This is a genomic window from Roseovarius sp. E0-M6 (genome assembly GCF_037083845.1).
GTDB lineage: Bacteria > Pseudomonadota > Alphaproteobacteria > Rhodobacterales > Rhodobacteraceae > Roseovarius.
Genome location: NZ_JBAPLA010000002.1, coordinates 227,885 through 251,785 on the forward strand (window position 1 = coordinate 227,885; position 23,901 = coordinate 251,785).

Annotated in this window: 19 protein-coding genes and 1 pseudogene; 12 read left to right on the plus strand and 8 right to left on the minus strand. The window is 56.2% G+C overall.

All coding sequences use genetic code 11. The features are described 5' to 3' along the window. Window positions 1–18 precede the first annotated feature (18 nt). From V8359_RS07515 to V8359_RS07550, 8 genes and pseudogenes are all read left to right on the plus strand, one after another. Window positions 19–381: pseudogene (locus V8359_RS07515) on the plus strand (transcription antitermination factor NusB); the annotation flags it as partial. A gap of 114 nt (window positions 382–495) precedes the next feature. Further along, complete coding sequence (locus V8359_RS07520) at window positions 496–1,287, plus strand: RsmB/NOP family class I SAM-dependent RNA methyltransferase (RefSeq protein ID WP_336428604.1); 792 nt, start codon at window positions 496–498, stop codon at window positions 1,285–1,287. An 83-nt stretch (window positions 1,288–1,370) separates the two neighbouring features. Continuing rightward, window positions 1,371–3,131 carry a heparinase II/III family protein gene (locus tag V8359_RS07525; protein WP_336428151.1) on the plus strand — a complete coding sequence of 587 codons (1,761 nt, stop codon included), beginning with the start codon at window positions 1,371–1,373 and terminating at the stop codon, window positions 3,129–3,131. A 12-nt stretch (window positions 3,132–3,143) separates the two neighbouring features. Next, window positions 3,144–4,739 carry a bifunctional phosphoribosylaminoimidazolecarboxamide formyltransferase/IMP cyclohydrolase gene (gene purH / locus V8359_RS07530; RefSeq protein WP_336428152.1) on the plus strand — a complete coding sequence of 532 codons (1,596 nt, stop codon included), beginning with the start codon at window positions 3,144–3,146 and terminating at the stop codon, window positions 4,737–4,739. A gap of 11 nt (window positions 4,740–4,750) precedes the next feature. Beyond that, window positions 4,751–5,221 (plus strand): signal peptidase II, encoded by a 471-nt coding sequence (gene lspA, locus V8359_RS07535; protein ID WP_336428153.1) that lies wholly within the window; start codon window positions 4,751–4,753, stop codon window positions 5,219–5,221. 49 nt (window positions 5,222–5,270) lie between these two features. Further along, window positions 5,271–5,798: a DUF3035 domain-containing protein gene (locus V8359_RS07540; RefSeq protein WP_336428154.1), complete on the plus strand. Its 528-nt coding sequence runs from the start codon at window positions 5,271–5,273 to the stop codon at window positions 5,796–5,798. A 102-nt stretch (window positions 5,799–5,900) separates the two neighbouring features. Beyond that, window positions 5,901–7,232 carry a M16 family metallopeptidase gene (locus V8359_RS07545; protein WP_336428155.1) on the plus strand — a complete coding sequence of 444 codons (1,332 nt, stop codon included), beginning with the start codon at window positions 5,901–5,903 and terminating at the stop codon, window positions 7,230–7,232. Next, window positions 7,232–8,545, plus strand: a complete 1,314-nt coding sequence (locus tag V8359_RS07550) for a M16 family metallopeptidase (RefSeq protein WP_442970348.1) — start codon at window positions 7,232–7,234, stop codon at window positions 8,543–8,545. The genes V8359_RS07545 and V8359_RS07550 overlap by 1 nt, the downstream gene beginning before the upstream one ends. Before the next feature lie 57 nt (window positions 8,546–8,602). Here V8359_RS07550 and V8359_RS07555 read toward each other — a convergent pair whose 3' ends face one another. Together V8359_RS07555 and V8359_RS07560 are read right to left on the minus strand one after the other, a co-directional pair. After that, a complete protein-coding gene (locus V8359_RS07555) occupies window positions 8,603–9,271 on the minus strand; it encodes a 2-dehydro-3-deoxygalactonokinase (protein WP_336428157.1) in 669 nt (222 codons plus the stop codon). Between the two features lie 53 nt (window positions 9,272–9,324). Then, a complete protein-coding gene (locus V8359_RS07560) occupies window positions 9,325–9,846 on the minus strand; it encodes a TIGR01244 family sulfur transferase (RefSeq protein ID WP_336428158.1) in 522 nt (173 codons plus the stop codon). Between the two features lie 20 nt (window positions 9,847–9,866). On the opposite strand from V8359_RS07560, the gene radC reads away from it, so the two are divergent. After that, a complete protein-coding gene (radC, locus tag V8359_RS07565) occupies window positions 9,867–10,631 on the plus strand; it encodes a RadC family protein (protein WP_336428159.1) in 765 nt (254 codons plus the stop codon). 17 nt (window positions 10,632–10,648) lie between these two features. On the opposite strand, the gene V8359_RS07570 is transcribed toward radC, so the two are convergent. The 3 genes from V8359_RS07570 to secA form a co-directional block, all read right to left on the minus strand. Further along, window positions 10,649–12,211: a substrate-binding domain-containing protein gene (locus tag V8359_RS07570; RefSeq protein WP_336428160.1), complete on the minus strand. Its 1,563-nt coding sequence runs from the start codon at window positions 12,209–12,211 to the stop codon at window positions 10,649–10,651. A gap of 25 nt (window positions 12,212–12,236) precedes the next feature. Then, the gene (locus V8359_RS07575; protein WP_336428161.1) at window positions 12,237–13,235 is read right to left on the minus strand and encodes a hypothetical protein; all 999 of its coding nucleotides are present in this window, start codon (window positions 13,233–13,235) and stop codon (window positions 12,237–12,239) included. A 101-nt stretch (window positions 13,236–13,336) separates the two neighbouring features. After that, the gene (gene secA / locus V8359_RS07580; RefSeq protein ID WP_336428162.1) at window positions 13,337–16,027 is read right to left on the minus strand and encodes a preprotein translocase subunit SecA; all 2,691 of its coding nucleotides are present in this window, start codon (window positions 16,025–16,027) and stop codon (window positions 13,337–13,339) included. Window positions 16,028–16,217: 190 nt separating this feature from the next. On the opposite strand from secA, the gene V8359_RS07585 reads away from it, so the two are divergent. The 3 genes from V8359_RS07585 to V8359_RS07595 are packed head-to-tail and all read left to right on the plus strand — an operon-like array spanning window position 16,218 to window position 18,750. After that, window positions 16,218–17,075, plus strand: a complete 858-nt coding sequence (locus tag V8359_RS07585) for a peptidylprolyl isomerase (protein WP_336428163.1) — start codon at window positions 16,218–16,220, stop codon at window positions 17,073–17,075. A 3-nt stretch (window positions 17,076–17,078) separates the two neighbouring features. Beyond that, window positions 17,079–18,308 (plus strand): bifunctional glutamate N-acetyltransferase/amino-acid acetyltransferase ArgJ, encoded by a 1,230-nt coding sequence (gene argJ, locus V8359_RS07590; RefSeq protein ID WP_336428164.1) that lies wholly within the window; start codon window positions 17,079–17,081, stop codon window positions 18,306–18,308. A gap of 43 nt (window positions 18,309–18,351) precedes the next feature. Continuing rightward, the gene (locus V8359_RS07595) at window positions 18,352–18,750 is read left to right on the plus strand and encodes a (deoxy)nucleoside triphosphate pyrophosphohydrolase (protein WP_336428165.1); all 399 of its coding nucleotides are present in this window, start codon (window positions 18,352–18,354) and stop codon (window positions 18,748–18,750) included. 389 nt (window positions 18,751–19,139) lie between these two features. Here the strand turns inward: V8359_RS07595 and infB are convergent, their stop codons facing one another. The 3 genes from infB to nusA are packed head-to-tail and all read right to left on the minus strand — an operon-like array spanning window position 19,140 to window position 23,900. Next, window positions 19,140–21,626: a translation initiation factor IF-2 gene (gene infB / locus V8359_RS07600; RefSeq protein ID WP_336428166.1), complete on the minus strand. Its 2,487-nt coding sequence runs from the start codon at window positions 21,624–21,626 to the stop codon at window positions 19,140–19,142. Window positions 21,627–21,632: 6 nt separating this feature from the next. After that, on the minus strand, window positions 21,633–22,256 hold the full coding sequence (locus tag V8359_RS07605; protein ID WP_336428167.1) for an RNA-binding protein: 624 nt from the start codon (window positions 22,254–22,256) through the stop codon (window positions 21,633–21,635). A 24-nt stretch (window positions 22,257–22,280) separates the two neighbouring features. Next, window positions 22,281–23,900, minus strand: a complete 1,620-nt coding sequence (gene nusA, locus V8359_RS07610; protein ID WP_336428168.1) for a transcription termination factor NusA — start codon at window positions 23,898–23,900, stop codon at window positions 22,281–22,283. Between the last annotated feature and the right edge of the window lies 1 nt (window position 23,901).

A 23,901-nucleotide genomic window follows, 5' to 3' on the forward strand; every position in this document is an offset into this window, starting at 1 on the left:
TGATCAAGGAGAGCCAACATGAGCAAACCACAGGGTTCTGCACGTCGAAGTGCTGTGTGGCTGCTTGATCAGGTAATTGGTGACGGACGCATGCTATCTGATTTGCTGACCACCAGCAGCTTTTTACGACTTGAGCCAGCAGAGCGAGCCCGTGCGCAGCGCCTCGCAACCGACACGCTGCGAAGCATCGAGCGCGCTGACAGGCTCATTGGGCGCCACATTCAAAAGAAGCCACCCCTGCACATTCGCAACATATTGCGGCTTGCCACGGTTGAATTGGCTCGTGGCGGGGACGCTCATGGTGTTGTGGGCGAAGCTGTCGGAATGGTTTCATCAAACAATCGGATGGTTCGTTACAAGGGTCTAATCAACGCTGTTTTACGCAAGTTGAGCGATACAGCGCCACGATCGTGGAACGATCTTAGAACGCCCCGCCTTCCCAGTTGGCTGCGGTCTCCGCTTTTGACGGCATATGGGCCGGGTGCGGTTACCTCAATGGAGGCTGCGCATTACGCCGGTGCCCCGCTTGATCTGACTCCGAAGGAGGATGCGGAGCATGTGGCGCAACAAACCGATGGCATGGTCCTTCCGAGTGGGTCCGTGCGCGTCACGAGCCCTGGACAAGTATCCCAGATGCCCGGCTTTGCCGAAGGAGAGTGGTGGGTGCAGGACGCGGCAGCGGCGCTTCCGGTCCGAATTCTAGACCCTAAACAAGGCGAAACCGTCCTTGACCTATGCGCGGCACCAGGCGGGAAAACTCTTCAGATTGCGGCGTCTGGGGCTGATGTCACCGCTTTGGACATGTCCGAAGAACGGATGCGTCGCGTCCGAGAAAACCTTGAACGGACCGACCTTTCGGCGACATGCATCACGATGAAAGCGCAGGACTATGATGAAGGACTGTTCGACGCCATCTTGCTTGATGCGCCATGCTCGGCCACGGGCACACTTCGGCGTCATCCTGACCTGCCGTTTGCCAAGGATGGCTCGGATATAGGAGAGATGATTTCCCTTCAAGCCGAGATGCTCGATCATGCGCTGCGACTGCTCAGGCCGGGTGGCCGCCTCATGTATTGCACATGTTCCCTGCTCCCCGACGAAGGCGAATGCCAAGTCGAAGAGGCGCTTGCCCGTCATGACGGTCTATCAGTGGACCGGGACGCTCTTAAAATTGAGGGGGTTGATCCGAGATGGGTAACCGAAGAAGGAGGACTTCGCCTTCGTCCCGATTACTGGCCTGAACGGGGCGGGATGGATGGTTTTTACATGGCACTTCTTCGCCGGTGACGCCTTTGGCGGTGACTCACCCGTTCCTGCTATGTATAGTTTGAGCGGAGAGGCGCCGACAAGAGCGCGTAGAGGCTAGGTTGATGTGGACGTCCCGGGAGATATCCGCGCGTTGGGCGCATTTCATGAACCGGCTTACGGCTTGGCGGGCTGCGATGACGCGCCCCGCAACGGCGTTCCTCTCGCAACCTGAGCCGCGCTCGATTGGTAGCTTCGCCAAGGGGAGGCAACTTTGTTCGGGTAATTTTCTCTTTGCCGGGCAACTTGTTCACGCTCCGGACACTAGCATTTGGGATGTACCTGCGCCGGATCAGCCCTTCTCTAAAGAGCTTCACGGCTTCGCATGGCTTGATGATCTCGCGGCGACGGGTGACATAACCGCGCGCGAAAAGGCCCAGCAATGGATCTGGGAGTGGACCCAGCGCTATGGCTCCGGCTCGGGGCCCGGTTGGACGCCAGACCTCACCGGTCGGCGCCTGATACGCTGGATCAGTCACGCTTTTTTCATCATGCGCGGGCTGGATACCCAACAATCCGAGGCCTTCATGCGCTCACTCGGGCAGCAGGCACAGTTCCTTGGAAAACGATGGCATGCTGCACGCCCCGGCCTGCCCCGCATCGAAGCTCTGACGGGGCTTCTATATGCCGGGCTTTCACTGGAAGGGATGAGCACCTTTGTCGCTCCCGCCAATACGGCGCTTGCCAAAGAGTGCGACACTGGGCTCTCCCATACCGGATTGCTCCCATCACGTAACCCGGAAGACCTTCTGGATGTCTTTATGTTGCTGACATGGGCGGCCACCGCGCTTGAAGAGGCGGGTCAGACGCCAAAAGACCCCCTTCAAAACGCGATCGAACTCATTGCTCCGACGTTGCGCACCTTACGGCACGCCGACGGAGGGCTTGCTCGGTTTCATGGGGGCGGGCGCGGTCTGGAGGGTCGGCTCGATTCGGCACTGGCCTCAAGCGGAACCAAGACGCGCGCGCCCGACGGCCTTTCGATGGGGTTTGCCCGCCTCAGTGCCGGGCGAACGAGCATCATAATTGATGCGAGTGCCCCGCCCGCAGGTGCGGCATCAGGTGAAGCACATGCCTCGACGCTGGCGTTCGAGCTTACGTCGGGGCGCCGCCCCCTCATTGTAAATTGTGGTTCAGGCCAAAGCTTTGGTCCTGAGTGGCGGCGGGCGGGACGCGCGACACCTTCGCATTCGACATTGGTTTTGGCAGGGGAATCAAGCGCGCGTCTGGGCCCACCAGGCCCCAGCGAGAACTGGCTCGTCTCTGGACCAACAAAGGTGCCTATCGAACTACATCAGGCGAGTGACGGGTTGCGTTTCGAAGGCGCTCATGACGGATATGTGCGGCGTTTCGGGCTAACACACGCTCGCAGTATCGACATGACATTCGATGGTCGCGGGATCGCCGGGGAAGATATGCTGATCGCGCTTGATAACCGTGGCAAAAGCCGGTTTGACCGTGCGCTCGATGCGACAACTTTGGATGGGCTTGCCTTCGATATCCGCTTTCACCTGCACCCGGATGCCGACGCCACAATGGACATGGGTGGCAACGCAATCTCAGTCGCGCTCAAAAGTGGTGAGATATGGATATTTCGGTGCGATGGATCGGCCAAGATGTCCGTCGCGGCGAGTGTCTATCTGGAAAAATCGCGTTTAAGGCCACGTGCGACCAAACAGATTGTTCTATCCGGGCGCGCAATGGAGTATGCGACCCGCATCAGATGGTCCCTGGCAAAGGCTCAGGATACGCCAATCGGTATTCGCGACGTCACACTTGACGATCCGATCCCGCCGGCAGAGGACCCGATTGACACGACCAACTAGGGATTGCCGCCCATGCCTTCTTCCGATCTTGCGCCCGTAAAACGCGCGCTACTTTCAGTTTCAGACAAAACCGGTCTCGTTGAGCTTGGCCGGGCACTCGCAAAGATGGGGATCGACCTTGTCAGCACAGGCGGCAGCGCCAAGACCCTGCGTGACGCGGATCTCGAAGTCAGAGATGTCGCTGATCTCACCGGTTTTCCAGAAATGATGGATGGCAGGGTCAAGACACTTCATCCCAAGGTGCATGGAGGGCTTCTGGCCTTGCGGGATAACGAAGCGCACGCGGCCGCCATGGAAAAGCATGACATAGCACCGATCGACCTTCTGATTGTGAATCTTTATCCCTTCGAGGCGACGGTCGCGGAAGGGGCAGATTACGAAACCTGCATTGAGAACATAGACATCGGTGGGCCCGCGATGATCCGCGCGGCAGCCAAAAACCACGGTTTTGTTACGACCATTGTTGATGTCGAAGATTACGACGCATTGCTTGCCGAGTTACGCGCCAATGATCAGCAAACGACACTCGGGTTCCGGCAGAAAATGGCCATGACGGCCTATTCGCGCACCGCAGCGTATGATGCCGCGGTCTCGGGCTGGATGGCGGATCAGCAGCAGGACCGCACACCACGCCGCCGCACGGTGGCCGGCACTCTTGCCCAAGAGCTTCGCTATGGTGAAAATCCACATCAGAATGCCGCGTTTTACGTCGATGGCTCCAAGCGTCCAGGTGTCGCGACCGCAGTGCAGCATCAGGGAAAAGAGCTGAGCTATAACAACATCAATGACACGGATGCAGCATTCGAATTGGTAAGCGAACTTGCCCCCGGGGAGGGGCCCGCATGTGCGATTATCAAGCATGCAAATCCGTGTGGTGTGGCCCGTGGCGCGACGCTCAAGGAAGCTTATATGCGGGCTTTCGATTGTGATAGAACCTCCGCGTTCGGCGGGATCATCGCGCTAAACCAACCGCTTGACGGAGCCACAGCCGAAGAGATTTGCCAGATCTTCACCGAAGTTGTCATCGCGCCTAGCGCAGATGACGATGCGAAAGCTGTCTTTGCTGGCAAAAAGAACCTACGCCTGCTGACGACCGGCGACCTTGCGGATCCCGCGGCAGCGGTACGCACCATCGCTCAAGTCTCCGGAGGTTTTCTGGTGCAGGACAAGGACAACGGTGTGATTTCTGAAGGTGATCTGAAGGTCGTTACCAAACGGGCACCGACCAAGCAGGAAATGAGTGATATGCTGTTTGCTTGGAAAGTCGCCAAGCATGTGAAATCAAATGCCATTGTCTATGCCAAGGACGGGGCAACCGTTGGTGTCGGCGCAGGCCAAATGAGCCGGATCGACAGTTGCCGGATTGCCGCGCGCAAAGCTCTCGATATGGCCGAGGCGCTTGGCCTGCCCGAACCGCTTACACGCGGTTCGGTCGTCGCCTCCGACGCGTTCTTTCCGTTTGCCGATGGACTTTTGACTGCGGCGGTGGCCGGGGCGACGGCGGTCATCCACCCCGGTGGATCAATGCGCGATGACGATGTGATTGCCGCCGCAGATGAGGCGGGGCTGGCCGTTGTCCTGACCGGCATGCGCCATTTCAGGCATTGAGGAGGTACTCGATGCGTCTGGTATTCTGGGCCGGTCTGATCACCTTCGCTTTGGACCAATTGACCAAGTACATCGTCGTTCATGCGATGAACCTTCGCGAGGTTGGCGCCATTGATGTTTGGTCGCCATTCATCAACTTTCGCATGGCGTGGAACTATGGGATCAATTTTGGCCTCTTGTCCGGCGACTCGGATTTGACAAGATGGGTATTGATCCTCGTTGCGATTGTCATTTCGGCGTCTGTTCTATGGTGGGTCCGCGCGGACCCCGCTGGCCGGTGGCAAAAAATTGCCGCCGGGCTTTTGGTTGGTGGCGCCTTGGGAAATGTCGTAGATCGCATTGTTTATGGCGCGGTTGCAGACTTTCTCAACATGTCTTGCTGCGGTCTTGATAACCCTTATGCGTTCAACGTCGCAGATATTGCGGTATTCGCCGGTGCCCTAGGTGTGGTGATTTTCAGCAATACCGAAAAGCCCGCGTGACGCCGGTCACACGATGCGTTAGAACTCCGGGCAAATCCTGTGGAGGCACATGATGCGCAAGGCTAACATCTTTATCATGCTTACGGCGGTCGCGGTCACACTTACGGCGTGTGGAAACCGCAATGGGGATGTGAAGCTGACGCGCTTTCAGAACTCAGGCGAAGGACCGGATGAATTCACCATTCTGCCAACGAAGCCCCTGCAATCACCCGACAGCTACAACAATTTGCCGGCCCCTAATCCGGGCGGCGTAAACCTTGTCGATCAGAACCCCGAAGCAGAAGGCATAGAGGCATTGGGTGGTAACGCTGCTGTCCTTAGTCGCGGGGTTTCCGCCAATGAGACAGGTCTCATAAATCATGTGCGCCGGGAAGGCGTAACACCCGGCATTCGCCAAACTCTTGCAAAAGAAGACAGGGAAGTGCGCCGCAAACACGGGCGGGTCAATATCCTGCGTATCGGCCCGGTGGACGACTATACAACGGCCTACAAGCGCCAATGGCTTGATGCCGATGCCGAGCGTCAAAGGTTGCAGCGGCGAGGCATAGCCACCCCCTCTGCACCACCGCCTGAATGATAAGCGCGAGTTGGTTCTTGCTCACGTCCTCGTCAGTGCGGTTGAATGCGGGTCGAAAGAGCGTATCTATCCGCTGATGAAACACCTGCTTTTGGAGGACCGATGCGCGCTTTGATTGCGATAGTTGCGACCTGTCTGATCTCTGCCCTGCCCGCCCAAGCCGCGGAAGGGGTCACCGACTTTACATTGGACAACGGTATGGAGGTAGTGGTCATAGAAGATCACCGCGCCCCTGTGGTCGTTCATATGGTTTGGTACAAGGCCGGTTCGGCCGACGAAGTTCCCGGCGCGTCTGGCGTAGCCCATTTCCTTGAACATCTCCTTTTCAAAGGCACAAAAAACCTTGAGCCGGGAGAGCTTTCTGCGACGGTCGCACGCAACGGCGGGTCAGATAACGCCTTCACGAGCTATGATTATACCGCCTATTTCCAGCGTGTCGCCGCCGACCGTCTTGACTTGATGATGGAGATGGAAGCCGACAGGATGGTCAACCTGCAACTTTCACAAGAAGATATCGCAACCGAGCGGGATGTGATCATCGAAGAGCGCAATCAGAGGGTTGAAAACAGCCCTGGCGCACTCTTTCGCGAGCAGCGCCGTGCAGCACAGTATCTTAACCACCGATACGGTGTCCCCATCATCGGGTGGCGGCACGAAATGGAAGCGCTTGATCTTGACGATGCTTTGGACTTTTATTCAACGCATTATGCGCCAAACAACGCGATCCTCGTCGTGGCCGGGGATGTAACCCCAGAAGACGTCCGCGCTCTTGCTGAAAAGCACTATGCTCCCATCCCCGCAAACAAGGACCTGCCCCCGCGAGACCGTCCGCAAGAACCGCCGCAGTTGGCGGAACGACGCATGGAGATGAAAGATGCGCGCGTTGCGCAGCCGTATGTCTCTCGCACATATCTTGCGCCCGAACGTGATTCCGGAGATCAGGAAAAAGCCGCAGCTCTTACACTTCTGAGTGAAATTTTGGGGGGTGGTATTACGTCGGTTCTAACTCAAAAGCTTCAGTTCGAGGAGCAAATCGCGGTTCAAAGCTCGGCCTGGTATAGTGGTACCGTCCTTGATGATTCAACGTTCAGCCTTGGCGTCGTGCCCGTCGAGGGAGTCTCTCTTGTTGAGGCCGAAGCGGCGCTAGACAAGGCGATTGCAGAGTTTCTTGACGAAGGGGTGAACGAGGATCAGCTCGCACGGTTGAAGATGCAACTGCGGGCCGCGCGCATCTATGCCAGCGATGACGTTCAAGCCTTGGCAAACCGCTATGGACGCGCCCTTGCGGTTGGGCTTTCGGTTGAGGACATACAGGCGTGGCCAGATATAATTGATGCGGTCACAGCGGACGAGATCATGAGCGCGGCCCGTGATGTATTCCAAGCCAGAAACTCCGTCACCGGCTGGCTGACAGCTTCGGAGGTGTCGCAATGATGCGTGCATTCGTTTTGTTCCTGTTCTCACTTGCGATTGCTGCTCCGGCAACCGCAGAGGTGGATATAACTGAGTTCACAACTTCCAGCGGAATAGAAGCTTGGCTGGTCGAAGAGCACTCGATCCCCTTTGTTGCGCTGGAGCTTAGGTTTCGGGGCGGCGCGGCCCTGGATGAACCGGAAAAGCGCGGGGCGGTGACCTTGATGACCGCGACGCTTGAAGAAGGTGCGGGCGATATGAACGCCCGCGAGTTCGCAAAGCGCACCGAAGAGCTTGCTGCGTCATTCGAGTATGACGTATATGACGACGTCCTGACCGTCTCGGCCAAGTTTCTTAGCGAAAATCGTGATGAAGCCATAGCCCACCTGCGAAAGAGCCTGATCAACCCGCGCTTTGATCAAGACGCCATCGATCGGGTCCGCGCGCAAATTCTGTCGATCATTCGATCAGATAAGAAGGAGCCCCGCAGTATTGCTTCTAATGCGCTCGACACGCTCATTTACGATGACCATCCCTATGCCACATCGCGCAACGGCACGGTCTCGTCTGTTTCCTCGCTCACACGGGAGGACGTTGTTGCCGCTCATCGCACGACCATGGCGCGCGACAGACTTTATGTCAGCGCGGCGGGAGACATCACCAAGGAAGAGTTGGGAACGCTACTCGATGACTTGCTTGATGGTTTGCCGAAAACCGGCGCGCCTTTGCCCCCACGCGCTGAGGTGACCTTAACAGGCGAGACAAAGGTCATTCCCTTCGAAACGCCGCAATCTGTCGCGGTATTCGCACAACCCGGAATTGATCGTGATCACCCCGATTTCTTTGCGGTTTATCTTCTCAACCACATTCTCGGAGGCGGTGGCTTCGAAAGCCGTCTCATGCAAGAAGTGCGAGAAAAACGCGGACTGACATACGGCGTCTATACATATCTGGTCAACAAGGACAGCGCCGACCTCTGGGCAGGCTCAGTTTCCTCTGCAAACGACCGCGTGGCCGAGGCCATCAAGGTGATCCGTGATCAATGGGCAAAAATTCGCAACGACGGGGTTACCGAAGAAGAATTGGAAGACGCCAAAACCTATCTCACCGGCGCCTATCCACTTCGGTTTGACGGAAACGGCCCGATTGCCAATATCGCCGTCGGTATGCAGATGGAAGGCTTGCCCGTGGATTATATCGCGACCCGAAACGATAGGGTGAACGCCGTCACGCTCAAGGATGTCAACCGGGCTGCGCGGGAATACCTCAAACCGGATCAACTCACCTTCGTGGTCGTGGGTCAGCCAGAAGGGCTCATGAACGCAGAAAACTAACCTAAAGCAGGCGACCACAATATACTGGTCGTCTGCTTCAAGTGGCCCTCAGAAGCTTTATGGGCCAAGCTTTGCAAACCCAAATCGCCGCGCGACCACAGCCAGACCACGCGCGCGCATGTCCTCGGGCGCTTCTTGCTCGCTCGGCACTGCCATTCGATCCAGCGCAGCGACATAAGGCCACTCCGATCCGATCAGCCCTACGGCCTGACCCAGCCAGTAAGGCCTTGTAGCAGCCAATTCCGCGCCCAAGAGTGCGCCGGTTACGGCATCCGGTTTCTCAGCCAGCTCGGCTCGTCGCAGAAGCAACGCAAGCGTTTCGGGCCGTGATATAGCTTCGTCCATAGCGTCGATGTTTGCAGTCTCGGCGCCCCCCAAGGCGACGATTATTCGGCCGGTGGCAAATCCTTGAAAACTAATGATCTCGTTGGCGCTAACGTGAATCCAATATGTGTTATCACGGGTCACACGACAAATGACACCATCCCAATTTGGCCGCGTATCAAGAAATCCAGCGATCTCGATACGAGTCCAGGCGGTCAATCGATCTGCTGGCCGCGCCTGTACAACCTCTGAAATCCTACCCGCTTCGGGCAAGAGTGCAATCGGCGCAGCCGCGTCATCGCCTCCAATTTCGATCACACGTTCGGGCCGGACCTTCTTACCAAAAAGCGCCTCTTCCCTCGTGGATTCAAATGTTTCTTCCACAAGGACGGCACCGTCCATGAGGCAAGCCAACCACGTGTTCCCATATCGCCCAATGGCGACCCAGCTCACTGTCATCGGTTCTGCATCTCTTGGAGTTGAGCGACAAGACCCGACATGTCGTAACCCGCCTCTGCGGTTTTCTGCAAAATGACCTCCGGTGGCAACTCTCCGAATTTTACAATACTCCACAGCATCGTGCAGCGTGTCCCACTACGACAGTACGCAAGGATCGGGCCGGGTAAGGTCTGCAAAGCATCTTGAAATTCAGCAGCGGCGTTTTCCGTAACAATTTCGGACTGAATTGGTAGCATCTTGAACTCTAGTCCGATTTCCCGGGCGGCTGTCTCGATTTCGCTGTGGCTGCACTGACCGTATTCTTCGCCATCGGGTCGGTTACAGATGATACTGTGATATCCGGCGTCACGAATTGCGATCACATCTTCAGGCAGAATTTGCGGTGCAACGGCAAAGCCATCAGTAATCGGTCTAAGATCCATATTTCGATATCCTCGGCTGGTTCGCCCTTGGTATGCGACAATACGGGCCTGCGGATCAATGGCGCGTTGGCCGGAGTTTAACGCGGTGTTAACCATCTATGCCTCATTTTTGAGACATGTCGCGCCCCGTCGGTTTCTCAGATCCAGCCTTGCCACTCTTCGAACCGGATAAAGCGATCTCTCGGGCCGCACCGGAAGACAGGGGGCAACCCTCTTATATCCGCGACCACCGCAAGCGTCTGCGCGAACGATTTCTTGCCGGCGGCGCAAACGCCCTCCCTGATTATGAGATGCTGGAGCTTGTGTTGTTCCGTGCCATCCCCCGCCGGGATGTAAAACCGTTGGCGCGCCAGCTTCTGGATCAGTTTGGAGATTTCAATGGGGTTGTCTCCGCAGCACCGGAACGCCTGATCTCAATAGACGGCGTTGGCAGTGCGGTCGTGGCCGAACTCAAGATTGTCGAAGCCGCTGCTCATAGGCTCGCGCGTGCGCGGGTGATGCGCCGGCAGGTGATAAGCAGTTGGTCGACATTGCTCGACTATTGCAGAACTGCGATGGCACATCGCGAAACCGAACAGTTCCGGGTTTTTTTTCTAGATACGAAAAACGTCCTTATCGCCGACGAGGAACAGGCACGCGGGACTGTGGACCATGTTCCGGTCTATCCGCGGGAGGTGGTCAAGCGCGCACTCGAATTGAATGCCTCGGCCTTGATTCTGGTTCACAATCACCCTTCCGGCGATCCGACTCCGTCAGAAAGCGATATCACGATGACCCAGAGGGTAGAGGCGGCGGCAGGAACCATGGGCATAAGGCTTCACGATCACGTAATCGTCGGGCAGACCTGCAATTTAAGCTTTCGGGCAGACGGCTATATTTAGGCGCCGCTGACACGCCTTTAGCGGACCCATACTTCGACACGTCGATTGGCCTGCCTTCCCCACTCGCTATCATCGCAAGCCATGGGCATTGCTTCTCCAAATGCCAGAGTTTCAATCTTTAAACGCTCAAGGTTGGCTGTTTCCGCGGCCTCGGTCACGGCCGACTGTACCGCAGCGGCGCGACGCTTCGCGATACGGCGATTGACATTGGCCAGCCCGTCGCCGTCACTGAACCCCACGAACACCAAACGCCGGGTGTCATAGAGACCGCGCTCCAGCGCCTGAGCCAGCTGTGTGACATTAGACCTTGATTGAGCGTCAAGCCGCGCAGAGCCCGCTTCGAACCGAAAGGTGGTCGTGAGCCGCTTGAGCGGTGTCAGCGACGATACCATCTTTTGCAAGTCCTCAAGGCTCACTTCGTCGCCTGCTCGCAATACCGCATTGGCAAAGCGGTCGCCTTGTGAATCGACAGGGATCTCTTCGGGAAGCTGATCAACAAATCCTGCACGACGGATGACAAGCTGGGCGGAGGGGGTGTTCAAGAAAGCAAGAAATTCACGTACCAGCCTCGGAAAACGCCGTGCGGGGCTATACAAAAATATGGGCGCCGTAAGGGGGTAATCCTCGGTCTTGACGCTTTGGCGTGTTGCCATCATCTCGAATCCACATGCGCCAGTTAGGGCAACTTCGCGAAGCAATCCCGCGTCCGACCTGCTGCCAACACCGATGGCGAATGGGTCACGCGTGACGGCAGAGACCAAGGCACGCGAATCGCGGTGCCGGGTCGCATTTTCTGAAAACGATGTTTCCTCACCAATCAACATGCGGTCTTCCGTTGCCTGTCCCAGCCCTGATTCAGGCGCAAGAAGGTGTACCGCTATCGGCGCGTCAGGGCCGCCAAGCTCCTGCCAGTTAACTATTTTTCCAGACAGAACCTCAGCTAGGCGCGCCGTGGTGATACTTTGAACGGGGTTGTCGTTCGTGACGAGTGGCACCAGTGCATCAAGTGCCAAAACCCGGCTTCGTCTCCGATCTGTTAGATCGCCTATGCCCGCCTCTTCGGCTCTGAGCGCCTCAGCTTTCCGCACCTCGCGAAGCGTCATGACAATGTCTGTTTCGTTGGCAAGTAGATCGGCAAAGCCTTCGTCCGCGTTGGTCAAGTGAAAGAACAACCTGCCACGTGGTTTTCCGGTATCCCGGTCGAGAAGAGAATAGGTGACACGGCGAGCTTCGTCGCCGTCGACGATCACCAATTCATAGCCTTCCTTTTGACCGAACGCCTCAAGCAGTGCAGGGATCAACACGCGCCCCACAACCGGCGGCCCGGACAAACGTATTTCCGCAACAAAATTGGTGAGATCTGGACATCCTGGGCCTTCGCAGAGCACGCCGGACCCATCGACGGTCAGATCGCCATAAATGGTATTCACGCGATAGAATTCACCATCGAAACTTAACAGGTCACCGTTGATTTCAACCGAGCCATCGCGGGACGTCAGGGTGACATCCTGCGCATGGGCCTGGAACCCAGAGGCCAAAATTGAAAGTGCGGCGAATATCGCCGCACAAAGCCTTTTCATGGGAAGCCCCCGAATTCGCTGCGGATCAGTTGCCCGCGATCTTCAGGTCATCGAGAAGGTTTTTCAACACCAGAAAATCACCAACCGCACCGCAATCCGGAATTGAGAGTGTCAGATCCTGGGATCGTATTTCGCCACCGGTCGAAAACTCCAGTGTTTGCGCCTCAATATCCTGTCCGCAGTTTTCGCGCGTAACCTCCGCCTCAACACTCAATGCTACATCTGCGCTCAAGGCCGCTCCGCTTGAGAAACTATAGACGTCAGCCATCAGAGGCTCGGCGGCTTGAGGGTTTCCCAACCGAACCAGAAATCCATCAGACGCCGCTTTGTCTTGGTCGGCACCGGCCCAGATGTGACCTGGATCACCATATTCCGCCCCCGCTTCCAGTGCATGCAACTGAAGCCCACTTGGACCCTTCCACTGCACAACTCTCCTGTCATATTCCGTGAACGCAGGCACTTTGGCGTTTGCCACCGCGCCTTCTCCGTTCAGGAACGCAGCGATGAAAACCGGCTCGGTTGAAAGCGCCGGAACAAGCATTTCGCTTTGGCCTTCGGCATCGGTAACGCCTGTGAACATCATGCCATTGTGGTGCAATGTGAAGCGTTCGTTTTCAAGACAACGGGCGTTAAGTGTTAGACGCACCATAGCGCGCACTTCGGCCTTCGCGGTCAGAAGATATTCGCAATTCAAGCTTGGAACGCTTTCCTCCTGCGGTAAATCCGGCAAAGGAGCCTGCTCCGCAATTTCCGGCGCGGGCGCCGCTGCTGGCAACGCGGCCAGCGGGCTATCAAACGCCTCCGGCATTGACGGAAGCGCCGACGTCAGCGTGACATCCTTAATTTGAAGGCTATTGGTGGCATTCTCGGCTTGGTCCGCAGCCTTCACCTTCGTCGCGTCAGTTTGCGTCTGTGCGGGCATCATTGATTGCCGGGGCGCGTTGTCACTTTGCATGAAATGCGCAGCGGTAATGGCCACCGCCAAGGTGCCACAGGCCAGTGATGCATACTTGATCTTGGACATACCAAATCTCCCAATCCGCCTTCGGAATGGAAGATTTGTGCCTTCAGACTTGGGCGCACATATGGCGCTGATAAGATCGTTCTAGGGCTTTGGCTACTTGGTCAAAGCCTGCCGTGACAGTGTTTGAACTTCTTGCCGGAGCCACACGGGCATGGATCGTTCCGCCCCGGATTTCCCCAAGTCGACGGATCGTTTTCGTCAAATTCAGGTATTTTTTCGGTCTTGGTTTCGGCTTCTTCCGTATCACCATTGCCCTCGACCGTGGCCTGTTGCGCCAGCATCTGATCCATCATGGTTTTCTGCTCTTCGTCGGACATGGGCCGCACCATAGCAAGCTGGCGTGTCACGTCCTGACGAAGGCTGTCGAGCATAGATTCGAAGAGTGTGAACGCTTCGGTCTTGTATTCGTTCAAGGGATCACGTTGCGCATAACCGCGGAAGGCAACGACACTGCGCAGATGCTCCAGTGTGACCAGATGCTCGCGCCATTTGGTATCGATGGTGCTCAGGAGTACTTGCTTTTCGACCATGCGCATGGTCTCCGGCCCGAACTTCACAGCTTTCTGGGCCATCATATCGTCAGCGGCGGATTCGATACGTTCTGCGATTTGTTCATCATCCACGCCCTCTTCGTCTGCCCATGCAATGACAGGAAGATCCATGTTCAGGCTTTCCTTGAGAGCTTCATGCAGTCCTTCGGTGTCCCACTGATCAGCATAGGTTTTCTGCGGCATGTGCTGATCGACCAAATCGTCAATCACCTCGTTGCGCATGTCCTGAACGATATTCGAAAGGTCTTCGGCCTGCATGATGTCGAGTCTCTGCTTGAAGATAACCTTCCGCTGCTCGTTCATCACGTCATCGAATTTCAGGAGTTGTTTGCGGATATCGAAATTCCGGCCTTCGACCTTGGCTTGGGCCCGTTCAAGGCTCTTATTCACCCAAGGATGTATAATCGCCTCACCTTCTTTCATGCCAAGACCTGACAGCACCTTTTCAAGCCGTTCCGAGCCAAATATGCGCATCAGATCGTCATCGAGGCTTAGAAAGAAGGCTGATTTACCGGGATCTCCCTGACGTCCCGAGCGACCCCGCAACTGGTTGTCGATGCGGCGGCTTTCATGCCGTTCAGTGGCCAAGACAAAAAGCCCTCCGGCCTCTATGACCGCTTGCTCATCCGTGGCATGTTCTGCCTCGATCCGTTCACGAATTTCTTCGGGGTCTGTTTCGGGATCAGCAGCAATGGCCTCCATGATTTTCATCTCGACATTGCCACCGAGTTTAATGTCGGTGCCGCGCCCGGCCATGTTTGTCGCGATTGTCACGGCATTCAACTTACCGGCATCCCCCACGATCTGCGCCTCGCGCTCGTGTTGGCGGGCGTTGAGGACGTTGTGCGTTATGCCGGCTTCAGTGAGAAGTTCACTCAACTTTTCGGATTTCTCGATGGACGTTGTTCCAACCAGAATCGGCTGACCCTTTTTATGTGCCTCGGCAATTGCATCAATGATCGCCGCGTATTTGTCTTCTACGGAACGATATACAGCATCGTCCTTGTCTTCGCGCGTGATCGGCTTGTTTGTGGGCACTTCGACCACGCCCAACCCATAAATTTCGGCAAATTCTTCAGCCTCGGTCGCTGCGGTGCCGGTCATTCCCGAAAGTTTGTTATAGAGGCGGAAATAGTTCTGGAATGTCACCTGCGCCATGGTCACGTTCTCAGGTTCGATCTTGCAGCCTTCCTTGGCCTCGATAGCCTGATGCAAGCCATCGGAGAGGCGCCTGCCCGGCATCATCCGGCCGGTGAACTCATCAATGAGCATGACCTCACCGTTGCGAACGATGTAATCTTTGTCCCTCTGGAACAGCTTATGCGCGCGCAAGCCCTGATTCACATGGTGAACGATTGTCGTGCTTTCCGGATCGTAAAGGGACTGATCTTCCGGCAGAAGCCCACGTTGGTGAAGCAACTCTTCAAGAAACTCGTTCCCCTCGTCGGTATAGGTAACATTTCGAGATTTCTCGTCGATGGTGAAGTGCTCATCTGAAAGCTCGGGAATGACTATATCGATTGATTTGTAAAGATCAGTGCGATCTTCAGCGGGACCAGAAATGATGAGGGGCGTCCGTGCTTCATCAATCAGAATGCTATCCACCTCGTCCACGATCGCGAAGTTGTGCCCCCTTTGCGACATCTCCTCGAGTGTGGATTTCATATTGTCGCGCAGATAATCAAAACCCAACTCGTTATTGGTGGCATAGGTCACGTCGGCGGCATAAGCCTCTTTTTTCTCGCCGGCGGGCTGTTGGGGATAGACCACACCAGTCGAAAGACCGAGAGCTCCGTAGACCTTACCCATCCAATCCGCATCCCGTTTGGCGAGATAATCGTTCACGGTGACGATATGCACGCCTTTGCCCGTAAGTGCGTTGAGATAGGCGGGAAAAGTCGCCACCAGCGTCTTGCCCTCGCCGGTTTTCATCTCCGATATATTGCCCTGATGGAGGAAAATGCCGCCCATAAGCTGAACATCGAATGCACGCAGGCCCAACGCACGTTTAGCTGCTTCTCGGCAGTTTGCGAAAGCTTCGGGCAGGAGATCATCCAAACTTTCACCCTTCATCGCCCGCGTGGCCAATTCCTCGGTCTTTGCCTTGATCTCGTCGTCGCTCAGGGCTTCGAAGTCTGGCTCAAGGCTATTGATCTTGGCGACCAACGGGCGAGTTGCCTTGATCCTACGGTCATTCGGCGTGCCAAAAATCTTTTTGGTAACCGTTCCAAATCCCAGCATATCCGCTCCGCTTTTTTCATTTGGCCACCCATTCGGGGCAATTGCTTGCCCCCTGTTTCACACCACCCTACAACAGGCGTAAAGGCACGGGTTCCGCCTTGATCTTAAGGCGATGTAAGGGGCTGGTTCTTGAGTGTCAACGTCACGCACCCACGCAGCTCTACGGGCTGTATGTCCAAAGGATACCAACATGCTAAATAGTCTCCGTCCTCTTACCTTTGCCGCCGTCTTTACAATGTCTGCTGCTGGCGTGCCGACGCTCGCGGACGAAGCACCAACGGCGGACACCGTTGTGGCAACTGTGAATGGAACCGACATAACGCTTGGCCATATGATCGTGTTGCGCGCAGGGCTGCCCCAACAAGTGGCAGAGCTTCCGGCAGAGATTCTGTTCGAAGGCATTTTGGATCAGTTGATCCAGCAAGCCATTCTTGAGGAAAACTTTGAAGGAGAACTCTCCAAGACAGCGCAGCTCACGCTTGAAAATGAGCGCAGAGCGATCATTGCTGGCGAAATTCTCGCACGGATCAGTAAAAACGCGATTACGGACGAAGCAGTTCAACAGGTCTATCAAGAAAATTATGCCGAGTCGGCCAAGCCAACCGAATTCAAAGCTTCGCATATCCTTGTCGAATCCGAAGAAAAGGCCAACGAATTAGTAGCGTCTCTCAAAGACGGAGCCGAGTTTGCGACTTTGGCGCGTGAGCATTCTACCGGTCCCTCAGGCCCCAATGGTGGTGCGCTTGGTTGGTTTACTGCTGATATGATGGTTGAGCCGTTTGGCTCCGCTGTGGCCGAAATGGAGCCCGGTAGCGTTTCAAACCCGGTTGAGACTCAATTTGGCTGGCACGTGATCAAGTTGGAAGAGACCCGCCTTCAAGGCACACCCGATCTTGCGGAGGTACGGGGCGAAATTGAAGAGCAGATACGTCAAGAGGCAGTTCAGGCCCGGATCGAAGAGCTTTCTAAGGCTGTCGAGGTAAATCGCGATTCTGCCGAGACGATGGATCCATCGGTGCTCAACAATATTGACCTTCTCGAGGAGTAGTGAATGGGCAAAGATATCCCGGTTTCCCCGCTTGCGCCTAGTTCTTTCCCGTCCATGCCAGTTATCGGTGGAGTTCGTTTCTCCACCGTGGAGGCCGGTGTCAGATATTCCGGTCGCCCGGATGTAATGCTCGCGCATCTCGCTGCTGGCAGCACCATCGCCGGTGTCTTCACAAAATCTTCCACACGGGCCGCGCCCGTGCTCGATTGTCAGGAAAAGATTGGGGTGCATAGTGAAGCCGGTGCAGCAATTCTTGTAAACTCCGGTAATGCCAATGCCTTTACTGGAAAGCATGGTGTTGCATCCGTGAAGGCAGTTACCTCCGCTGTTGCGGAGGCACTTGACGTTCCGATGGCTCGGGTCTTCACATCGTCTACCGGCGTCATTGGCGAAACTCTGCCGCATGACCGCATTGTTTCGAAGATCCATAATCTGGCAGACAAACTAAGCGAAGCCACTATTGCCGAAGCTGCGCGTGCTATCATGACGACCGACACCTTCGCCAAGGGGTCACACGCCGAGATTCAGATCAATGGAGAGACTGTACGCATCGCCGGGATTGCCAAAGGATCAGGCATGATTGCCCCCGATATGGCGACGATGTTGGTATACATCTTCACCGACGCCATTGTAGAGCGGCCTGTCCTTCAGTCCATGGTGTCCGCCCTCAATGAACAGACCTTCAATTGCATCACGGTCGATAGCGATACGTCGACATCAGACACGCTTCTCGTTGCCGCTACGGGCGCATCGGGGGTCAAGATAAATGAGACCTCTCTAAACTTTATGGAAGGCCTTCGACGCGTCATGTTGGATCTCGCGCATCAAGTCGTGCGAGACGGGGAAGGGGCGACCAAGTTCGTCGAAATCGTGGTTACAGGTGCATCATCAGACGTGGACGCCCGCACCCATGCGCTTTCGATCGCCAATTCACCTCTGGTCAAGACGGCCATCGCCGGCGAAGACCCGAATTGGGGGCGCATCGTTATGGCAATCGGAAAATCAGGCGCTCCGGCGGATCGTGACCTTCTTTCGATATGGTTTGGCGACCTGCTCGTGGCCGAAAATGGATGGGTAAGCCCGGGCTATAACGAAGAGACCGCAGCAAACTATATGCAGCAGACCGACTTGCAGATCAGTGTCGATCTGGGTCTGGGTGGCGGAACCGCTCATGTGTGGACCTGTGATCTCACCCATCGCTATATTGAGATAAACGCCGACTATCGCTCATGAGGTCTTTGCTCGGCTTCGCTCCAATTTTTTCGAAGAAGATGTGATGAAGACAATTCTCGTATCGGCTGTTGCTCTGATCGATATTGATGGGCGCGTACTCTTGGGTCAACGCCCCGAGGGAAAACCCATGTCAGGAATGTGGGAGTTTCCCGGTGGAAAGATGGAACCTTGCGAAACGCCTGAACAGGCGCTGATACGTGAACTGGAGGAGGAGCTTGGCATCAACACTTGGGCCAGTTGCTTGGCGCCCCTCACCTTCGCAAGTCACCGCTATGAAGATTTCCATTTGCTGATGCCGTTGTTTGCCTGCCGTAAGTGGGAAGGAGTGCCGTACCCCCGAGAAGGTCAAAATCTCAAGTGGGTACGGCCTACCGAAATGAAGGCTTACCCCATGCCGCCGGCAGACTTACCCTTGATCCCGATTCTGCGAGATTGGCTGTAAAAAAACAGGATTGGTTAACTGAAAATTTAGGTATTTGTAACAACTTGAATTAACTCAGGACTTTCCAGTGGCCCAGATCGCAACTTGAAGTATATTGATTGGGGTTTGTTTGATGGTGCCATTTTTGAGTGACCTGAAATCACGATCGAAAATGCGTCACATCTGGGGGGATATGGCATGTTACGTACAATTCAACTTGGAAGTTGCGTCTCGGTGCAGGGAATATTTGTTCGTCTGCTGCCCGACGGGCGTATGCAGGTGCGAGTAGGCGACAAGCTCTTCGCTGGAACTCCAGTTACGGCACGTGCTGCCTAAAATTGGAATGATTCAATGCCAAAAGGGCGGCCATTAAAGGCCGCCCTTTTTATTTCAGAATATCTCGTAGCGTGTCAGTCCAGCTTGCGCTCTATCTCTTCACGCTCGAAAATTTCGATGACATCGCCTTCGCGCACATCTTCGTAATTCTCAAATGCCATCCCGCATTCTTGTCCGGACTGAACTTCGGAAACTTCATCTTTGAAGCGTTTGAGAGTTTTCAGCGTGCCTTCGTGGATAACCACATCGTCGCGCAGGAGGCGAACACCAGCCGAGCGCCGCGCGATACCTTCGGTCACGAGACAGCCCGCAACTTTACCCACTCCGGTTACCTTGAAGACCTCTTTGATCTGCGCATAACCGATAAACTTCTCTCGAATCTCGGCACCAAGGAGACCACTGGCCGCAGCTTTAACATCATCGACCAAATCATAGATCACGGAGTAGTAGCGTATTTCTACGCCTTTCTGATTGGCGCTGTTGCGCGCGGGCGCATTTGCCCGAACGTTAAAGCCAAGCACCGGTGAACCTGAGGCCTCGGCCAATCCGATATCACTCTCGGTTATGGCCCCCACACCCGAATGCAGCACGCGAACGCGTACCTCATCGTTCCCGATCTTCTCCATTGCCTGAACGATGGCCTCAGCAGAGCCCTGAACGTCGGCCTTCACAAGAATAGGTAGCTCAGCGACATTCTGATCTTCTTTGGCTTTGGCAAGAAGTTGGTCCAGAGTTGTGGCGGCACCGGCTGCGGCACGCTTATCCTTGGCAGCCTTCTCACGATACTCAGCGATCTCACGAGCTTGGGCCTCGGTTTCGACCACGTTCAAGACGTCACCGGCTTCTGGTGTACCATTCAAGCCAAGAACCTCTACAGGGACAGATGGGCCCGCTTCTTTGACCCGCTCACCAGTATCGCTGATAAGCGCGCGAACCTTGCCGTACTGCTCACCGACGACAAAGATATCGCCTTGCTTGAGAGTACCTTTCTGAACCAGCACGGTGGCCACGGGGCCACGCCCGACATCAAGCTGTGCTTCGATCACCGCCCCTTCGGCGGCGCGATTCGGATTGGCCTTGAGTTCGAGAATCTCTGCCTGAAGTGCAATGGCTTCGAGCAGTTCTTCAAGGCCCTGACCACTCACCGCCGAGACTTCGACGTCCTGCACATCACCTGACATAGCTTCGACGACCACCTCGTGGCGCAGCAGGTCTGCACGCACTTTATCGGGGTCGGCAGCGGGCAGATCAATCTTGTTGATCGCCACGATCATCGGCACCTTGGCCGCCTTGGCGTGATTGATGGCCTCGACGGTCTGCGGCATCACCGCATCATCGGCCGCCACGACAAGCACAACGATATCCGTCACTTGCGCGCCACGCGAGCGCATTGAAGTGAACGCCGCGTGCCCCGGAGTATCCAAGAATGAAAGAACCGATCCGCTATCCGTGGTGACCTGATAGGCACCGATGTGCTGTGTAATGCCGCCCGCTTCGCCCGACACGACCTTCGCATCGCGAATCGCATCAAGAAGCGACGTCTTACCATGGTCAACGTGGCCCATGATTGTGATCACCGGTGGGCGCGACTTGAGGTCTTCCGGCTTGTCATCCACCGTGTCGATGACATCCTCAACGTCGGCATCAGAAACACGCACAACCTTGTGTCCAAACTCTTCGATGATCAGCTCGGCGGTGTCGGCGTCAATGGTTTCATTCTGTGTCACCATCATGCCGTTCTGCATCAGCGCCTTCACGACATCACCGACACGCTCGGCCATACGGTTGGCCAATTCGCTGACGACAATCGCTTCGGGAAGCTGAACGCCACGCACAACCTTTTCACGCGACTCGCCCCCTCCGAGGGCTTTTTGCCGAGCGCGCTCTTGCTTTCGCTTCATTGCGGCAAGCGATTTCTGACGCCCGCCTTCTCCCGAAAGGGCTTGATTCAATGTAAGCTTGCCAGAGCGGCGGCCATCGTCGCGACCCTTCCCGCGCCCTTGACGCTCGGGGCGATCCTTGTCCTGCTTTCGCGCCGGTTGCGGCTGCTTTGCCGGTGTGGCGCGTCCTGCTGAAGGGGCTTCTTGCGGAGCTGCGGCAGCTGCGGCAGCTGCCTTGGCGGCTTCTTCGCTTTCGCGCCGCTTGCGCTCGTCCTCTTCGGCCTTGACGCGAGCGCGTTCAGCGCGCTCCTGTTCTTCGCGTTCCTTGGCTTCAGCTTCCTCGCGTCGACGCTGACGCTCATCTTCTCGGGCCTTCTCGTCGGCTTCGCGCTTTTCGGCCTCTTGGGTCTCGCGCGCCTTCGCGGCTTGCAGTGCCTTTAGGCGACGCTCCATCTCAGCATCAGAAATACCTGCGGGACGCTTGCTAGGATCACCGCCGGTCACACCTTTCGACGCGGCTCCACCCGACGCGGCTCCGCCTTGCTTGGGCATGACCACGCGCTTGCGCTTGGTTTCCACCACGACGTTCTTGGTGCGTCCGTGGCTGAAGCTCTGCTTCACATTCCCCGAGCGGGGACCGCCGCGCACACCCAATGTTTTCTTTCCGTCGTTGTCGCTCATCTGGTTCTACTTTCCTTTCCGGCGACTGCTGCCGCCGTCCGGGGCACGCAGGCCCTTCAACCTTTGCGCCTCCTCTACAACACGTTGCGCCAAACCTCCAGCGCGCAATGCCGCATGGATCGTCGTTTGGCGCCCGAACGCCTGACCCAACTCATTCGCGGTCAGCCATCCAATGAATTTGCCCCGATGGGGCGTGCTTAGCTTCGATTTTCCGCGCTCTGAGCCATCGCGGGCCTGAATGAGCGCGACCGCCTCTTCCTTTGAAAGCCAATCCTTGACCTTTTCATAGCCCGAGACGGCACCACCACCTTTCCGGCTCAGGCTGATCAAATCTATGACACGCCGCGCCAGCATCGATTCGACTTGGGCCACCAAATCTTCCGGTACGTTCACATGCTGTTTTGCAGCGCGCTTGAACAGACCTTTTGCAACGGCCTTTTCCAAGGCGTCACGCGACGCCGTGACCCATATGCCGCGTCCCGGCAACTTTGCGGCAACGTCCGCCACAATTTGAGCCTCGGGTCCGACCACAAACCGGATCAGTTCAGATTTAGGTCGTACTTCACCGGTTGCAATACATTTGCGTTCGGGACCTTCACTTCGGTCGTTGGGCTGCACCGCGCTACCCATGATAGACACCGAGGCCTGAAAGAATCAGGCCCCGACCTCCTCTGTTGTGTCACCCTCTTCTTCATCGGGCTCATCGGTTTCGAGATCGGCAGGGTCCACCCATCCAAGCATCACACGGGCCGTCATCACCATAGCCTGAGCTTCCTCGAGGCTCAGATCGAAGGGCTCGAGTATACCGTCATCCTTTTGTCTTTCACCATCGACAATCGTCCAGCCGCCAGCAAGCTCCCAGTCAGCGCAGGTTGCGAAGTCTTCCAGCGTCTTGACGCCATCCCCCGCAAGCGCCTGAACCATTTGAGGCGTAAGCCCTTCGAACTGGATCAAACTGTCTTCGACGCCAAGCTCACGCGCCTTTTCGAGGGCCTCTTTGGCGCGTGCCTCGAGGACATCGCGTGCGCGCGCCTGCAATTCCTGCGCAGTGTCTTCGTCAACGCCATCAATCACCAGAAGCTCGTCCAGTTCGACGTATGCCACCTCTTCAAGGGTGGTAAAGCCTTCGGACACCAGAAGCTGAGCGAAGAATTCGTCCAGATCCAGCGTGTCCATGAAAAGTTGCGTGCGCAACTCGAATTCCTTCTGGCGACGCTCACTATCTTCGGCTTCGGTCATGATGTCGATGTCCAGCCCTGTGAGCTGGCTGGCAAGGCGAACGTTTTGACCACGACGACCAATAGCGAGTGAGAGCTGGTCTTCGGGAACGACCACTTCGATGCGCTCGGCCTCCTCATCAAAGACGACCTTGCTCACCTCAGCCGGCTGAAGCGCGTTCACAAGGAAGGTCGGCTGATCTTCGTTCCAAGGGATGATGTCGATTTTTTCGCCCTGAAGTTCGTTGACCACGGCCTGCACGCGGCTGCCGCGCATACCCACACAGGCACCAACCGGATCAATGGACCCATCATAGGAGATCACGGCAATCTTGGCCCGGCTTCCCGGATCACGGGCACAAGCCTTGATCTCGATGATACCATCATAGATCTCGGGCACTTCCATCTTGAAAAGCTCTTCCATAAATTCCGGCGCGGTTCGGCTCAGGAAAATCTGCGGGCCACGTGCCTCGCGGCGCACATCTTTGATGTAGCAGCGGATACGTTCGTTCGGACGATAGCTTTCGCGACCGATTTTCTCGTTGCGGCGCAGGATCGCTTCGCCACGGCCAACATCAACGATGACATTGCCGTATTCCTCGCGTTTGACCATGCCGTTGATGATCGTGCCTGCGCGGTCCTTGAATTCTTCGTACTGACGGTCACGCTCGGCTTCGCGTACCTTCTGAAGGATCACCTGTTTGGCGCTTTGCGCAGCAATTCGGCCCATTTCGACAGGCGGGACTTCTTCAGTAAATTGATCACCGACCTTTGGATCTTCCAGATACTGTTTCGCCTGTTCGACGGTCATTTCGGCCTGATAGTTTTCAAGCTCTTCGTCTTCGACCACCGTGCGCACACGGGTGAAGGTGGCGCGACCCGTCTTGCGATCGATGCTGACCCTGATGTCCATCTCGGCGCCGTACCGGCTCTTGGCAGCGCGCGCGAGGCTTTCTTCCATCGCCTCGACCACGAGGCCGGGATCGATCATTTTCTCGCGTGCCACCGCTTCCGCGGTCTGCAAGAGTTCCAACTGGTTTGCAGAGGTAATTGCCATT

Coding starts and splice junctions, on each gene's coding strand:
- V8359_RS07540 (WP_336428154.1), top strand. CDS start 5,271: ATGATGCGCAAGGCTAACATCTTTATCATGCTTACGGCGGTCGCGGTC.
- infB (WP_336428166.1), bottom strand. CDS start 21,626: ATGAGCGACAACGACGGAAAGAAAACATTGGGTGTGCGCGGCGGTCCC.
- V8359_RS07605 (WP_336428167.1), bottom strand. CDS start 22,256: ATGGGTAGCGCGGTGCAGCCCAACGACCGAAGTGAAGGTCCCGAACGC.
- radC (WP_336428159.1), top strand. CDS start 9,867: ATGTCGCGCCCCGTCGGTTTCTCAGATCCAGCCTTGCCACTCTTCGAA.
- nusA (WP_336428168.1), bottom strand. CDS start 23,900: ATGGCAATTACCTCTGCAAACCAGTTGGAACTCTTGCAGACCGCGGAA.
- V8359_RS07585 (WP_336428163.1), top strand. CDS start 16,218: ATGCTAAATAGTCTCCGTCCTCTTACCTTTGCCGCCGTCTTTACAATG.
- V8359_RS07555 (WP_336428157.1), bottom strand. CDS start 9,271: ATGGACGGTGCCGTCCTTGTGGAAGAAACATTTGAATCCACGAGGGAA.
- V8359_RS07525 (WP_336428151.1), top strand. CDS start 1,371: ATGTGGACGTCCCGGGAGATATCCGCGCGTTGGGCGCATTTCATGAAC.
- purH (WP_336428152.1), top strand. CDS start 3,144: ATGCCTTCTTCCGATCTTGCGCCCGTAAAACGCGCGCTACTTTCAGTT.
- V8359_RS07545 (WP_336428155.1), top strand. CDS start 5,901: ATGCGCGCTTTGATTGCGATAGTTGCGACCTGTCTGATCTCTGCCCTG.
- V8359_RS07560 (WP_336428158.1), bottom strand. CDS start 9,846: ATGGTTAACACCGCGTTAAACTCCGGCCAACGCGCCATTGATCCGCAG.
- V8359_RS07595 (WP_336428165.1), top strand. CDS start 18,352: ATGAAGACAATTCTCGTATCGGCTGTTGCTCTGATCGATATTGATGGG.
- V8359_RS07550 (WP_442970348.1), top strand. CDS start 7,232: ATGCGTGCATTCGTTTTGTTCCTGTTCTCACTTGCGATTGCTGCTCCG.
- V8359_RS07575 (WP_336428161.1), bottom strand. CDS start 13,235: ATGTCCAAGATCAAGTATGCATCACTGGCCTGTGGCACCTTGGCGGTG.
- secA (WP_336428162.1), bottom strand. CDS start 16,027: ATGCTGGGATTTGGAACGGTTACCAAAAAGATTTTTGGCACGCCGAAT.
- argJ (WP_336428164.1), top strand. CDS start 17,079: ATGGGCAAAGATATCCCGGTTTCCCCGCTTGCGCCTAGTTCTTTCCCG.
- lspA (WP_336428153.1), top strand. CDS start 4,751: ATGCGTCTGGTATTCTGGGCCGGTCTGATCACCTTCGCTTTGGACCAA.
- V8359_RS07570 (WP_336428160.1), bottom strand. CDS start 12,211: ATGAAAAGGCTTTGTGCGGCGATATTCGCCGCACTTTCAATTTTGGCC.
- V8359_RS07520 (WP_336428604.1), top strand. CDS start 496: ATGGAGGCTGCGCATTACGCCGGTGCCCCGCTTGATCTGACTCCGAAG.